This window comes from uncultured Thalassolituus sp., from assembly GCF_950066645.1.
Lineage (GTDB): Bacteria > Pseudomonadota > Gammaproteobacteria > Pseudomonadales > Oceanobacteraceae > Thalassolituus.
The window spans coordinates 216,861-232,005 of the sequence record NZ_CATMFB010000001.1 but is presented as its reverse complement, the minus strand read 5'-3'; the positions used below and the strand labels follow the sequence as shown (position 1 = coordinate 232,005).

The following is a 15,145-nucleotide window of genomic DNA, read 5'->3' as shown; positions in this document are numbered from 1 at the left end:
AGTCCGGATAAGTCTATGCCTCCGCAGTTTCAATTAACGCTTCAGCACGACCATTGCCGGGTAACTTTCCCGGCAATGGCGAGTACCTGTGAAGTGTTACTTGATACCACCGATCTTTCTCTTGCCCTGACGCTCGGACAGGCCGCCCGTGCAGAGGCTCTGAGAATCGAACACAAGTACAGCCGCTACCGCGAAGGTAACCCAGTCTGGGAAATCAATCAGAGCAACGGGCAGACCGTTTCTCTGGACGAAGAAACCGCTGCACTGATCGATTTTTCGCATTCGCTCTGGCAGATGTCAGAAGGACGTTTTGATATTACTTCCGGCGTCTTACGCAAAGTGTGGACCTTTGATGGCTCCGACAAGATTCCGGCTCAGGCCGACGTTGCGTCTGTGCTGCCGCACATCGGCTGGCACAAGGTATCCTGGCAAAAGCCAGCTCTGACTCTACCGGCTGGCATGCAGATTGATCTGGGAGGCGTTGGTAAGGAATATGCGGTTGATAAGGTTTTTGCCATCATCCAGAGCCGCTGGCACGGTGCCTGTCTGGTCAATTTTGGTGGTGATCTGCGCGCCCAGGGCCCACGAACAGATGGGCGTAGCTGGCAGATTGGTATCGAGAAGGCTTCCGGTGCAGCTTCCGACCAGGTCGTCAGCCTGACCCAGGGCGCGCTGGCCACCAGTGGAGATGCCCGCCGCTTCCTGCTCAAAGATGGCATCCGTTATAGCCACATACTCGATCCACGCAGTGGCTGGCCGGTCAAAAATGCTCCGCGGTCCGTTTCAGTAATGGCCCCCACGTGCCTGCAAGCGGGTATGCTCAGCTCGCTCGCCATGCTGATGGGAGCAGAGGCCGAAACCTTCCTTGATCAACAGAAAGTCCGCTACTGGAGCGAGCGCTAATGCGTCTGTTACTGGCCGAGGATGATCTGATGCTGGGGGAATCGCTACGCGATGCTCTGCGCGCAGCGGGTTACGTGACCGACTGGGTAAAGGATGGCGAGCACGCGCTGGCCGCCCTGAAAGACGAGCCGTTTGATCTTGCAATCATCGACGTCGGTCTGCCGCGGTTGAACGGCATTCAGGTCATCGAACAGAGTCGCCGGGCCGGTATCAGTATTCCACTGCTGATTCTGACCGCCCGAAGTGCGTCAGAGGATAAAGTTTGCGGGCTGGATGCCGGTGCCGACGATTATCTGCTCAAACCCTTCGACCTTCATGAACTCCTGGCTCGCCTGCGGGCATTACTGCGACGCCAACAGCGCGCACCAGCATTAAAAACCCTTACTTATGCCGGCATTACGCTGGAACCGGACAGTCATCAGGCCTGGTTTCACGGACAGGCAGTCCCGCTTGCCCGGCGTGAATTTGCGCTGCTCGAAACTATGCTGGCGCGCCCGGGCCAGGTGTTTACCCGGCAACAACTGGAGCAGGCAGTTTACGGCTGGGATGACGACGTTGGCAGTAATGCTCTCGAAGTCCACATTCATCACCTGCGCAAAAAGTTCAGTAATCAGCTTATCCGTACCGTGCGGGGAATCGGTTATCTTCTGAGCGCAGAGGAAGAGTTGTGATCTCCATCCGACGTCGCCTGTTATGGAGTCTGCTGTTGACGCTACTGGCGGCCCTGAGTTTCAACAGCCTGTTGGCTCATTTCGTCGCCCGCCACGAAGTTGATGAGGTTTTCGATGCCGAACTGCTGTCGACGGCCCGAATCATTAAGGGTCTTCTCAATCAGAAAAGTCTGGTCGAAGACGCCGGGCGCATTGGCCAGGCATTGGAAGAAACGCTTCGCGACAACGAAGAAATGCCTTCTGAACTACAGACTTACGAAAAGAAAATTCTTCTCCAGGTGTGGGACCATCATGGTGACGATATGCTTTTCCGCTCGTCCCAGGCACCCGATTTCGCCCTGGCTCCGCTACGTCAGGGCTTTTATTACCACGAGCAGGCCGGTAGTGAGTGGATTGTCTATGTCACCGCCCTGCATGAAGCTGATGCCTGGCTGTTGGTTGGCGAAATTCCCACTGCACGCGATGAGTTAAGCCAATCACTGGTTGCCGTATTTATTGCCTCAGGTGCACTGGCACTGATTATTGCTTCAATTCTTGCGATTTCATCGATCAATTTCGGGCTGGCACCTCTGGCCAGGCTTCGTCAGCTACTGAAACATCGAGATGCCAACAATCTTGCGCCACTGGAGCTACCCGGCCAGACCCGTGAGCTGGCTGCCGTCGTTAACAGTATCAATCTGTTATTTATTAAGATTGAAGATGGTCTGGCACGGGAAAAACGCTTCGTTGCTGACGCAGCACACGAGCTGCGCACACCACTGGCGGTGATGAAGCTGCGCACGCAAACCTTGCTTGATCAGCCTCACGACGATAACACCCGACAAGAGCTGAAAGCGCTGGAGGCCAGTGTGTCACGCAGTCACCGGGTTGTTGAACAATTACTGATGCTGGCGTCGCTGGATCAGAATCAGCGACCAACTGAAGAGCTTGAGCCACAGGACATCTGCGAACAGATCCGTCTGACACTGGCGGAAGTCTGGCCCGAAGCAGCCCGTAAGCATATTGAGCTGGTTGTTTGTGGTACTGAGCAGGTAACGGAGTGGGTGTTTCATCCTGTCCTGCTTGATGTTGCCCTGCGGAATCTGGTGGAAAACGCGATTCGATACAGTCCCGCACACAGCGAAATAACGGTGACGCTGATCAGCGACGACCACACGATACGGATCACTGTAGAAGATCAGGGGCCGGGCGTCCGCGCCGACGCGCTGTCACAGTTGCATGAGCGCTTTTTCCGTCTCGCCGGACAGGAAGTACCCGGTTCCGGTCTGGGGCTGTCGATTGTCCAGCGCGTCTGTGCTCACATGGGAGCAGAACTCCTGCTGGAAAACCGGGAGGAAGGTGGCTTCCGTGCAACGCTGGTATTCCGCCAGCCATAAAAAAGCCCGGCCAAAGCCGGGCTGCACAACACACGAATAACCCCGGGGGAGATTATTCGAAGTTGATGCGATAAACCGTAGTCGTACCACTGACTTCATTGCCCACGGCGATAAAGTGCGCGCCTTCGCGGGTGAAGTAATCGATGGATTCTGGCCCCAGGTCTCCCGCAGCCGTGTTGTAGGTATCGTCATCACATTCGGTACCATCCACTGTCTCGCACACACCGGCAGCGAAATCGCGGTTATTCAGGTAGCTCTGATAGACAGGCGCAGCCGGGTCAGTGATATCGAACACCATCACACCACCCTGGCGCTCCAGACCGACGAAAGCGAAGTAACGGTCGCCGATCTGAGCAACCTCGATGGCTTCGGGCTCAGTACCTTTATCATCAGAGCGGTCATCCGCCGAACCGTTTTCGTCGTTGGTGGAGTTAAAGTTATCGGCGTCGGCCTCGTACACTTTCTCAGCGATCGTATCGCCACTGTCTGACACCAGCTGGCCCTGAGCATTCCAGACAGAGAACGAACGGGCACCGTAACTGATTACAGGTGCATCCGCGGCGTAACTGTCGAAGTCATTGATGACTTTGAGGCGTTTCAGCTGGCCGTCATCATCCAAAGCGTCTTTCAATGGGTGAGCAGCATCCACCAGGTCGTAAATTTTGCCGCCGCGAGTTTCGTCAGTAAACGAGATGCAGTCATCTTCTTCATTAGCGTAAGCGTCTGCGTCTTCGTCGTCCCCGCCCGGTGCGAAGTCGTCGCCATCCCAGGTGTGGCCTGCGTTATCACAAGCCTGTTGAGTGGTTTCGTAGATATATTCGCGGCCATCGCCCTCGTTTGCAGAGAGGATGTAGGTCTCACCATCGATCTCGATGCTGGCGATCGTGTCTGGCATGTAGAGTCCGACCAGCTGGCTGTAGCTGGCGAAGTTACCCGCGAGGTCATCTTTGTTAGAAGCATCCAGCTCTGCTTCTGCCCATGATTTAGTCCCCAGGGCAACAAAGGAAGTTACCTGCGCGTTTTTCACATCAATAATCGCGAAGGCGTTGTTCTCCTGCAGCGCGACCCAGGCAGTGTCCGCATCCTTATCGAGCGTCAGATATTCTGGCTCAAGGTCCTGTGCGACTGTGGTGCCTTCAGGGCCTGCCAGGCGGACACCGGCGGGCATCTCTGCCGCACGGCTGCCATCGGTATTGAAATCAGTGAAGGTGACCTGTGAGACCACGGCGTCATCTGCGCCAAAGCCTTTTTTCAGGTCAACGATAGTGACCGAGCCTTCCGGGTCGCGGCTGTAATCGCCGTTTGGTTCGCCTTCGTTCGCGCTGAGGATATAACGGGCATCATCAGAGAGGGCCACCATGTCTGGCAGAGCACCGGCAGTGTAAGTGCCCAAGAGTTCAAGAGTGTCTGAGCGATAGAGAGCAATGAGACCCGCGTCCTGTTTCGTAGCCGCTTCAATCGCGACGGCCACCAGGCCCTGTCGTGCTGACACACTGTTAGCAGCGCCAATCTCAATGCCCGCCGCCGAGGCGGCAGCGGCGAGGTCGATGGTGCTTTCTTTCGTAGGCGCACTGGTCGTCGTAGCCAGCGCAAGTACATCTACGGTCTGATCTTCGGCGTTTACCACATACAGACGATCGGAACAGGCGTCGTACGATACGATTTCTGCCGAAGCCGTGTCGAAATCATTCCCTGAAACGTAGGTATCTACCACAGACAGCGTCAGAGCCCCTGTGTAATTCTCGTCTTCAGCACGAGTGACAGCAACGCACGCCAGATCGAGATCCCGCAGTGCTTTGTATGGACGGTCTTTATTGTCGTCACCACCGCAGCCCACCAGAGTCGCGGCGGAGATGGCAGAAACCAGCAGAGTCTTTTTCATTGTGATCACCAGTTGTTAGATTCTGGTGGCGCAGACTGACTGATAATTATTTCAGAAGCGTGACAACGCGACTGATGGCATGAGATGGCAAATAAAAACGGGAGCCGAAGCTCCCGTTATCGTCACCACAGACTGCGCATCTTATTCGAATACGCCGTTGTGGTAGATTTCCTGCACGTCGTCGAGGTCATTCATCAACGCAGCGAAGCGTTCGAACTGCTCGGCATCATCACCAGACAGCGGGTGCTCCATGGTTGGCAGGTAGGTGATTTCTTCCACTTCAAAATCGATCTCAGGGTTCATTTCCTGCAGTGCGGTTTTGGTTTTGAAGAATTCTGTTGGCGGTACGAGTACGGTGATCATGCCGTCTTCGCATTCGATGTCAGACACATCAACGTCCGCCATCATCAGTGCTTCCAGCGCCTGTTCTTCGTCGTCACCGGCAAATACGAACATAGCGCGGTGGTCGAACATGTGCGACACAGAACCCTGTGAGCCCAGTTTCGCTTTGCACTTAGAGAACACACCACGGATTTCGCCGAAGGTACGGTTACTGTTATCGGTCAGAGCGCTGATCAGCACCATCGCACCGCCAGGGCCAATACCTTCATACAGGGCCGGTACGAAGTCTTCACCAGCACCACCAGCAGCCTTATCAATGGCTTTCTCGATCACGTGAGAAGGCACCTGATCCTTCTTTGCACGGTCGATCAGCGAGCGCAGAGCCAGGTTACCGGCCGGATCGGTACCACCGGCCTTGGCACTTACATAGATCTCACGGCCATACTTGGAGTAGACCTTGGTTTTTGCAGCGGCCGTTTTGGCCATGGATTCTTTACGGTTCTGATACGCGCGGCCCATAGGAATTGCTTCTTGTGGCTGGTTGAAAAAAAGCGATTGTACCCGCAGGCGCGGCGCTTGTCAGTCTTCGCCCTGCGCGCTGTCTGTCTGCGGATAGTGTCTGGCTTTTCCGGCAAGATACCGCTCGCGGAAAAGCGCAAACCACGCGTCCAGAGCCCCAGCCATTTCCGGCTGACCAAGCCGCTGCAAAAGAGGTACAGCCACTTCGGCCGTGCCGAGCTGATGATCGTGCGCGGCCTCGCGGAGCTGATACTGCGACGCCTGCTGAGGCTCTACGGCAATGACCGGAATATCGGCCAGCCAGTGACTGCGGAACATTTTCCGGGCTTCGCGCCAGGTACCATCGAGAAAAATCAGCAGAGGCGTTCGGCCACCAAGGTATGCATTCAGCACATCGTCACTGCGCATATGCCGGGTGTGCTCGGCGTATTCGTACGGGAACACCAGTAACGGAGCGTATCCGGGATCGCGGATCAGCGTCAGCATGGCGGCGTCCGGCTGAGTGCGGTTCCAGAGAAAAGCGTGTGTATTCTCCACCACATCAGCCATCAGGCGCCCGGTATTGCTGGGCTTGTACACTTCACCTTTGTAATACAGCAGGCACACTCCGAGCCCCTGACGGGCCTGAGGACGTTCGGAACAGATACACTGAGGTTGGGCGAGCAGACAATCCTCGCAGCGACTGACACGACACCCCCGGGCAAGAAACTCGCGACGTGACTGTGCCAGCTCCTGCAGGCGCAGCGCTTTGACAGCATGGATCGGGGCGGGTCGGGACACAGTGGCTCCGGGCAGAATACACAGGCGCGTATTCTGCCTCAGAGCAAGATGATCAGGAAGATCAGTTCAGTTCGAGCGCCGCGAAGAGTTTTTCGTTTGCAGCTTCGATGGCCATCTCAGCGCCCGCTTTGTAATGGTCGGGGTTCGCATTAATGGTGAATTCGGTCACCTTGCTCGATTTACCGCTGAACATACCAAGAAAAGAACTCAACGCATTCGCCGCTTTGCGGCCACCGGAGGTGGTGTCTTCGTTCGTACCGTATGTGCCGGCCACCACGACAGGATCGCGCAGTTTGATCGAGCCATTATCACTGAAAGAACCCGCCGCATCGAGGGAGTATGAAATCCCCGAATATGGCGCGACTGAAATCCCCTGCCCCATTTCAACGCTGGCAGTCAGTGTCTGAGTCGGACGCCCTGACAGGGTCGGCGTCATGTAATCGACCGTACGATCGGCCTCGCTGCCGAAGTAAGCGAAATGAATGGTGTATTCAGCGGTGATCACCGGGACTTCCAGATCGTCCGCAATATTGTTCAGATGCCAGAGTTTGGTCTGACCACCCGCAAACAGCTGCATGCCCGTCGGCGCAAACATCAGGCTGCTGCTGTCTTCGTTACGCAGAAAACTGCCGATACCTGATGGGCGATAAGGCGACTCAACGGCACCGTCATCCCACTTATTGTGCCGGGTCAGATCACTGTAATTCAGCACATTAAAACCGCGGGCTTGCAGCTGCGCGACCAGTTGCGCGCGGGCATTGTCGGCGATTTCCTGCATGGTGGACTCGGGCACGCCATTCAGTTTCGCGACCACAGTCATATTGGCGTAGTCGCCACGGTTATGGCGGCTGAACATAGGGCTCTCAGCCTTGGCTGACCCTTTGTCTTCGGTCTGAAAGACCACGGCCACGTGTCCGACATAGACATCTTTTTTACCGGCGAGTGAATCTTCGTTTTTAGTCCACAGGCGGACTTCTTTTTCACCACCTCCCATCAGCGAGGCGCACCCTGTCAGGGCACCCGCACCGGCAATCAGAAAGACGGCAGTACACACAGAGGCAAGAGTTTTCTTCATGATCAGCTCCTTAATAAATCAGGAGCACAGTCTCTGGCGGAAATGGTCTGACGGATACCCCGCAAACAGGGGGTCAGAGCGTATCGGCGGGATTAATAAGACCAAGATTGACGGCCTTCAGCGCGGCCTCTGCCCGATTTGTCACCTGAAGTTTCTGGTACAGGTTTTTCAGATACCCGGAAGCCGTATGCACGGAAATCCCGAGTGACTCTGCGGCATTTTTCACACTGTAGCCATTGGCAACCAGCACCAGCATGTCTTCTTCCCGACTGGTGAGGGTGATTTCCTGTTGCGCCATCTGCTGTGCGGTCTGCTGAAAATGCCGGAGCATCATGTTGGCGATGGAGGGTGACAAGGGAGGCCGGCCATCCACGATTCCGGACAGTGCCGCGGTGAACTCCTGCTCGTCATCGTCTTTCAGCAGGTAGCCGTCTGCACCCGCCCGCAGTGCCGGGAACAGGTGCCCGGCATCATCAAAAATGGTGGTCACCACACAACAGGTCTGAGGGTGATCGCGTTTCAGTGTTCGCAGCACACTCAGCCCGTCGCCGTCGGGCAAGCCAAGATCAATCAGCGCCAGGTCGGGAGACAGATACGAGAGACGGGCACAGGCTTCAGCAACAGAGGCCGCCCGATGCTGGACAGCTTGAGGGAACACCCGGCCCGACTGCTGCTGAAGCCAGTCTCCGACTTCCGGAATATCCTCAATGATCAGCATGGTTTTCATGATGTCGTCCCGTTTCGCCCTATTGCCAGCCGTTAATTCCAATCCCACAATGCCACAGAGCCCCAGACAGATTAACCCCCACGAAATGGGGGTCTGGCTGCCATAAGCGTCAGGTAAGGAGACCAATGAACTCAGTCAGGTCACGTATTTTTATTGGTATTGCCGTACCGGTATTGATGACCCTGTTAATTTTCGGCATTGCTCTGTCGCTTCCGACCACGGATGCGCGCTTTATCCACACTCCCGAGTCTCTGCTGGTCGAACCTGACAATAATGGACCAGCCGTTGAGGTCGTCGCGTTTCACTGGCCGCTCGGCTATCTGAAAGCTTATCCCGAGCTTGCCATCGACGAGCCGGATGTCATCGAAACTTACCCCGAGCTGAACCGGCTGTTCGCTGATATCCAGCTACTGACTCAGGCGCTGACGGCTGATGTCCTGGTGGTTGAAACCACGACAGAAACTACGGCAGAAACTACGACAGCAAGTTATCGCCTGACGGCCAGAAGCAGGACGCTGAGTGATCTGCCGACCGACTTCTGGATTCAGGTCAGTGCGGCCTTTGTCGGTCTGTTGTTGTGCACACTGGTCTGGCTGCCCGGCCAGGTCACCCTTGCGAAAGCAGGCTTTATCCTGACCGGCGTCGGGTATTTCCTGCTGGCCACCAGCGCGGGTATTTACAGTTCCCGCAATCTGTTTATTGCCAGCGACCTGTTTCAGCCCCTGTCTCTGGTCAATCTGCTCGGAACCAATCTGTTTATGGGCGGACTGAGCGTGCTCTTGTGGAATTATCCCAAAGCGCTGGTGTCGGTCCGCACCAGTTATCTGCTGTTAGTCCTGCCACTGCTGACGAGTCAGCTCGCTGTCTTCCAGGTGTTTGACGAGCTGGCACTGAGTGTTTATCTGCCCTTCACCTGCATTCTTGCCATCGCTGTTTTCGGCATGGTGCAGCAATTCAGAAACAACGCCGACAACCCGAAGAACCGGGCGGCGCTGCGCTGGATTCTGCTGTTTATGACCGCCACAACCATCCCTGCGGTGTTAAAGCTCTACACGGACGTGCCGCAAAGCGTCATGATCGCCAGTTTTGTGTTTGTTTACGCCGGCATGATGATCGCCGTCACCCGTCATCAGATGTTCGACATCGAGCGCTGGTCTTACAAACTCTGGGGTTGGTTTCTGGGCGGCATGGCCGTCCTGCTGGCGGACGTTGCGATAGCCTCGGCGATCGGCCTGTCGCAGACAACAACACTGGCCGTTTCACTTGCCGTCATCGGCTGGTTGTATTTCCCGGTCAGGCAGATGCTCTGGCGGCGCTTTTTTATGCGTCGTGATGATCAGCTGCAGGACTGGCTGACCCGCTCGCTACCTGAGCTGCTGCGTGCGCACCAGTCTGCGGATGGCGTGACCAGAAGCACGAGCGTGATCAACGCCCTGAAAGCTGTCTTTTCTCCACTTTCGGTCGAGCTTCAGGCTCACGATTCCGACCTCCACACTCTGGAGGCAGGCAATAACACCCTGCGCCTCGCGAATGGCAAAGGTCAGGCCTTTGTTCTCAGCCACCCGGCTGAGGGGCGGCGCACCTTCCGCGAATCCGACCTGCGTATCGGGGAACTGGTGCTGGCTCTGAACGAGCTGGTGCAGCGAAGTCTCGCCGCCCGGGCCGAAGGCGCGCAGGAAGAGCGGGCCCGCATCCGACAGGACCTGCACGATGATCTGGGCGCCAAATTACTGCGTCTTCTGCACCGTGCCCAACCCGATGACCGACCGCTGGTCAAAGAAGCAATTCAGGACCTGCGCACTTTGCTTCAGAACAATGCGACTTCCGGTAGCCCGGTGTCCCGTGTTCTGCATCAGTGGCAGGCTGAAGCGGACCTGCGCTGCCAGGACCATAACATCCCGCTGACCTGGCACTCTGCCGCCAGTGACGGTGAGCTGAGCGCGGTCGCCGTATCGCAGGTCAGTATGGCCCTGAGGGAGGCCCTCAGTAACGCCATCCGGTATCGCAGTGGTGGCCCTGTGTCTGTCACAGTGAAAGAGGAAGGCGACCAGCTGCAGCTCAGGATCACCAACCTGTGCGAAGAAGGTGCCCTTGAGCGCTCTGCCGGACAAGGCATGGGGTTGCGTAACCTGCAGGAGAGGATGCAACGCACGGGCGGCACTGCTGACGTATCCTGTGACAAAACAAGCCAGGGTTACGAATGGTCGGTCATTCTGACCACTCCACTGGCGGTAACCCCTTAAATACGGGGTACTCGCGCAAGCACCGACTCTCTATCGTGCCCGGGACAATCACTAAACTCCCGGGGCGCAATATGGATACTCACTTCAGGCATCGCCTGCTGCTCGGCACGCTGTTCGGAACCTTCCTGCTGGCAGGCTGCAGCGGTTCTTCTGGTTCAGGCTCGGATGAGCCCACACCGGTCACACCCACACCTCAGGCACCTGCCACGACCGAGTCACTCTCGGGTACCGCGGCGATCGGCGCTGCCATTACCGATGGCACTGTCACGGCAATATGTTCTGATGGAACGGGCTTCACGGAAGCGGTCACCACGGATGCCAACGGTAACTGGTCGGGCGAAGTCACAAACGGGGCGATGCCCTGTGCGTTACAGGTGACTGGCGGCAATCCTCCCGTGACGCTGCACAGTTACGCCACCACCGCAGGGACGGTGAATATCACTCCGCTCACCGATATGATTATGGCGTCGGCAACGGGGCAGACACCGGCGGACTGGTTCGCGAATTTTGATGGCACGCCCGTGGACACCAGCACAGCTTCAACCAGTCTGTTGAATTCGTTCGCCGCCAAAGGCTTCGATATTCCGGCAGCCGGCAATCCTATGACCACACCGTTCGTTGCCGATGGTACCGGCTGGGACGGGCTACTCGACGACATCGGTGACGCCATTGACAATGATCCGGCCATCGACGGTTACGACGCTCTGGTCACTCTGATCAGAGACGGCAATCTGGCGAATCTGCCCGCACCGCCACCGGCTGAAATGTTCAGTATTTCAGGGACGATTTCAGGGGCGACCGGCACTGTGATCTGGGAAACCCGCGTTGCCGGCAGCATCGTCCGCGATGGTGGTGACAGCAACGGCACCGTCGTCTTTTCGCCCGCTGCTGGCATCGGGGAAGGCAGCAACTGGAGCGTCGTCATCAACACCGCGCCCGCGGGTCAGACCTGCCTGGTTACGGACGGCAATGGCACACTGTCGGCTGATGTCGATAACGTGGCTATTACCTGTGCAGATATTGTCGTCGGCCCCACCAATTACAGCATCAGTGGGACAGTGGCAGGGGCATCAGGCCCGGTGACCTGGGAGCTACGCAAAGACGGCGCCTTCCATAACGACGGTAGCGCAACCAATGGAGCGGTGACCTTTACCGGCGCGATGGTCAGTGGCAGTACCTGGGCTGTCAGCATCAACTCATCACCAACGGTCCAGACCTGCAGCGTGAGCAACGGCAGCGGCACGCTCAACGCGGACGTCAGCAACGTATCTATCACCTGTGAGGACGAGGTGGTCACACCACCACCGGCACCGGGTGAAGCGCTTTACGACTTCTCAACGCTGAATCTGGACCCTGAGTTGCCCGCTGGCTTTACCCCTATCGCCCCGGACGTTTCTCCTCTTGATCCATCCAGCAATATCGCCAGCCTGTACGCTCAGCTGGCGGCACAACAACAGGACGCGATATTTGCACCTGTGCCTGCCGGGCTCACCAGCACGGTGACCAGTATTTCTACTGGCACCAGCTATGACATCACGGAAGCAACCCCGACGCATGACTGGGTAAGAATCACCCAAGTGAGCATGGGAATCGACGGCGTCGCTGACACTCACGATGACTACATCATCAGCTACAGCATTTCGCCATTCGGCTACCTGGGCGTCTCGTACGGCTTTGATCACCCCGGCGCGGATGGTCAGTGGTACACCGAGGACGACGTTGCCGCAGGCAATGGCGGTGCCGTGATGATTCCGCAAAACGCGTTACTGGAATTTGAAGGGGCCAGCGAAGGCGCTGTTCTGGTGTTGCCGTGTCTGAACCCTGGTGACGACGGCATCGCCTTTACCGCAGACGACTACCCGGGCTGTCGCATGGGTTATCAGGTCATGGTGATCGATGGCGAGGGGAACCGGGGGCAGGTCGTTACCTACGACAGTAGTGGCCCGGATAACCTCTGGTTTACCAGCGACGATGCCGTTGACAACTACACCCTGATCTCCACCGATGTGAGTATTCCTCAGACGGTCACGGCGGTCTTTAATGGCGAAGGCGCGGACGGCGAATGGTTTACCGCTGACGACCGGGTACAGACCCACGTACAGCAACGCCTGGGAGACAACTATCAGCCGCTGTACTCAGCGACATATAACCTGGCCGGCAGCGACAGCGTGTGGTTTACCAGCGACGACAACGTCAGTGGCTATGGCTACTACGGTTATAACGACGACGGCGACCTGCTGATCATCGCCAACCATACCGGCATCGGCCTGGATGGCGAGTGGTTCACCGCTGACGATTTCGCCAGCGGCACCCTGTCATTCACCTCAGACACCGATGCCGGCATCGTCAGCATCAGCGCACGGGTGAACGGCATGGGGCCGGATGGTAAATGGCTGAGCGGCGACGACAATATCTATGGTTACAGCTACCGGATGTATGACGACGCCAACAACGAGCTTGAGCGTGCGGATTTCAGCAGCAAAGGAACGGACGGCCTGTGGTTTACGTCGGACGATCTGCCGACGGCCTCCTACAACTACTGGAAGTACGAGCGCGATGCCGAAGGGCGGGTTCTCAAGCAGTTTTACTATGACCCCGCGCGAGCTCCTAACGATCCTGCATTCAGTGACAGCCAGATCTATCGCTATACCGTGTACTCGGCAGACTTCTCAAACAGCCTGGGACTGTATGCCGCTGACTTTGGCACTGACGGCGTACCTCTGACCGCAGATGACACTCTGCCATGGCCATATTCGACAGCCACAGACACAGGCTATAACCAGTACAACCAGCCGGGGCCGGATGCCGAATGGTTTACGGATGACGATGTGCTCAGTGGTTACATCGTTGAGACCTTCAGCGGCAGCCGCCTCACCGTATATGAGCGTTACGACACCAGCGATACCCTGCTGTTTTACACCCAATACAGTGAGCTCTCGCCAACATCGTACCGTCTGGAAGACTTCCAGCGGAATGACGCAGGCACCTTCGACCTGACGGGCTATCGTGAGATAGAAGAAGACGCTTACGGCAACCCGCTGTTTACCACCGGGTTCGATGCTGCGGGAGAGATCACCAATGTCGCCTACACAGAGCGGAATTCTGACGGCCTGATTGTGCGCGAAAGCAGCGCCTACAGCCCCGGCGCAGACGGTATCTGGAAAACGGACGATGATTTCAGTTATTACTCGCTCAGTGAGTACAACGCGGCCGGCGAGCTGGTGATGTCCGCCAGTGAATACTGGGGCAGTGATGGCATCTGGAATACGACAGACGACCGCTACATCGTCAGTGCAATCTATCTTCTCGATTATGGCACTGAGCTGCTGGCATCAAACGCAGGCTTTATCCCGGCCACATGTGCGGATGTCGTTGCTGGTAGCGGAGATATCTCTGTGATGGTGCGCGACGCCAATGGCGCAGCAATCGCAGGGGCTATCGTAATGCTGAACGACAATGACGCCACGCTCACAACGGATGCGTCTGGCATGGCTTCATTCACGGGGCTGTCGGGCACTCAGAATGTGCACGTATTCAATGACGGCTACGGTTACGAGAGCTTCTACTGCGTTGCTCCGGGGCAGGATGTCACACTGTACTCTGAGCTTGACCAGCTTGGCGTAGCAGCGGATCGCTCTTACGTACCTTTCTATAACGATACCGGCGAAAGCTATGTACTGGCGCTGCTCGACGATAACCATCGGCCTGTGCACGAGGTTGATCGCTTCTTCCTGACCTCCTACGAAGCCAACTATTACTACGAAGATCTCTACTTCGATGTTCCGGTTGGCACGGAAGTCACTGGAAATCTGTGGGCTTTCAAAGTCGAGAGCGGCGTGGTGACCAGCGCAGAAGATCTGGGTAGCCAGACCTTCACCACCATTCCTTCAGGCGAAAATCCGATCGTCGCTGATCGCGAACAGCTGTCCATCAGCTTCACCGCGACCGATCTGGTGACGGTCGCAGTATCCGGCAATGGGCTGGTCAACCTGGGTGGTTTCCTGACACTGGGCTCGCCTGTGCAACTGCCCGGTGCAGACATAGACCTGCCAGAAACCCGACTGGCAAGCGTGGCATATACCGAAACCTGGGAGTACTGGCAGCCCGGTGATGTGCTTGACCGCAGCGGTGACATTGCTGAATTTTCCGTGGCGAGCGGCATTGCCTATCGTCCAATCATGGAAAGCCAGAACGACAGCAGTGACAACCCGACAATCAGCTGGACGCCGGTGCGTGACCGTATTAATGGCTACAGCGACCTGACGACACTGCGATTGAAAACCTCTCAGGCAAGTGCCGGCTACCAGACGGCCTGGGCGATCCACCTGCCTGCAGGCGAAACTTCAGTGACTCTGCCCTCACTGCCTGCCGGCATCACCGATGCGGTGCTACCAGACAGTCAGTACTCACTTATGCTGGAGACGACGGCATTCATCGACATGGATTACGACGAAGTGATGGGAGTCGTCGATCTTCATGATATCGACGACAGCATCGCCACCGAGCTGATGCGAACCAGCACGCTGGAGGCGCTCGCACCTGAGCTGATGCGTTAAGTACTGTTCGCCGAATTGAAAACACAGCAACAAAAAACGGGGCCAGTGGCCCCGTTTTCTTACTTCACGTT

General features: G+C 56.8%; 10 protein-coding genes. 5 read left to right on the top strand and 5 right to left on the bottom strand.

Annotation, left to right across the window (positions count from 1 at the left end; genetic code table 11):
* Positions 1-15 precede the first annotated feature (15 nt).
* Genes Q1L85_RS01020 through Q1L85_RS01010 form a run of 3 tightly spaced genes read left to right on the top strand, consistent with a single transcriptional unit; the run spans position 16 to position 2,950 of the window.
* Positions 16-903, top strand: coding sequence for an FAD:protein FMN transferase (locus Q1L85_RS01020; RefSeq protein WP_300428283.1), 888 nt, complete (start codon positions 16-18; stop codon positions 901-903).
* Entirely contained in the window at positions 903-1,574 is a 672-nt protein-coding gene (locus tag Q1L85_RS01015; protein WP_300428282.1) for a response regulator transcription factor, read from the top strand. The genes Q1L85_RS01020 and Q1L85_RS01015 overlap by 1 nt, the downstream gene beginning before the upstream one ends.
* A complete protein-coding gene (locus Q1L85_RS01010; RefSeq protein WP_300428281.1) occupies positions 1,571-2,950 on the top strand; it encodes an ATP-binding protein in 1,380 nt (459 codons plus the stop codon). Before Q1L85_RS01015 ends, Q1L85_RS01010 begins: the two co-directional genes overlap by 4 nt.
* Before the next feature lie 52 nt (positions 2,951-3,002).
* Here Q1L85_RS01010 and Q1L85_RS01005 read toward each other — a convergent pair whose 3' ends face one another.
* From Q1L85_RS01005 to Q1L85_RS00985, 5 genes are all read right to left on the bottom strand, one after another.
* On the bottom strand, positions 3,003-4,832 hold the full coding sequence (locus tag Q1L85_RS01005; RefSeq protein WP_300428280.1) for a choice-of-anchor I family protein: 1,830 nt from the start codon (positions 4,830-4,832) through the stop codon (positions 3,003-3,005).
* A 141-nt stretch (positions 4,833-4,973) separates the two neighbouring features.
* The gene (locus tag Q1L85_RS01000) at positions 4,974-5,693 is read right to left on the bottom strand and encodes a YebC/PmpR family DNA-binding transcriptional regulator (RefSeq protein WP_300428279.1); all 720 of its coding nucleotides are present in this window, start codon (positions 5,691-5,693) and stop codon (positions 4,974-4,976) included.
* A gap of 60 nt (positions 5,694-5,753) precedes the next feature.
* Positions 5,754-6,473, bottom strand: a complete 720-nt coding sequence (locus tag Q1L85_RS00995; protein WP_300432023.1) for a tRNA-uridine aminocarboxypropyltransferase — start codon at positions 6,471-6,473, stop codon at positions 5,754-5,756.
* Between the two features lie 61 nt (positions 6,474-6,534).
* Positions 6,535-7,548: a hypothetical protein gene (locus tag Q1L85_RS00990; protein ID WP_300432021.1), complete on the bottom strand. Its 1,014-nt coding sequence runs from the start codon at positions 7,546-7,548 to the stop codon at positions 6,535-6,537.
* A gap of 73 nt (positions 7,549-7,621) precedes the next feature.
* Positions 7,622-8,275 carry a response regulator transcription factor gene (locus tag Q1L85_RS00985; protein ID WP_300432019.1) on the bottom strand — a complete coding sequence of 218 codons (654 nt, stop codon included), beginning with the start codon at positions 8,273-8,275 and terminating at the stop codon, positions 7,622-7,624.
* A gap of 125 nt (positions 8,276-8,400) precedes the next feature.
* Here Q1L85_RS00985 and Q1L85_RS00980 point away from each other — a divergent pair, with 125 nt between their 5' ends.
* On the top strand, positions 8,401-10,518 hold the full coding sequence (locus tag Q1L85_RS00980) for an ATP-binding protein (RefSeq protein WP_300432017.1): 2,118 nt from the start codon (positions 8,401-8,403) through the stop codon (positions 10,516-10,518).
* The gene (locus Q1L85_RS00975) at positions 10,476-15,074 is read left to right on the top strand and encodes a hypothetical protein (RefSeq protein WP_300432015.1); all 4,599 of its coding nucleotides are present in this window, start codon (positions 10,476-10,478) and stop codon (positions 15,072-15,074) included. The genes Q1L85_RS00980 and Q1L85_RS00975 overlap by 43 nt, the downstream gene beginning before the upstream one ends.
* Positions 15,075-15,145: the final 71 nt, after the last annotated feature.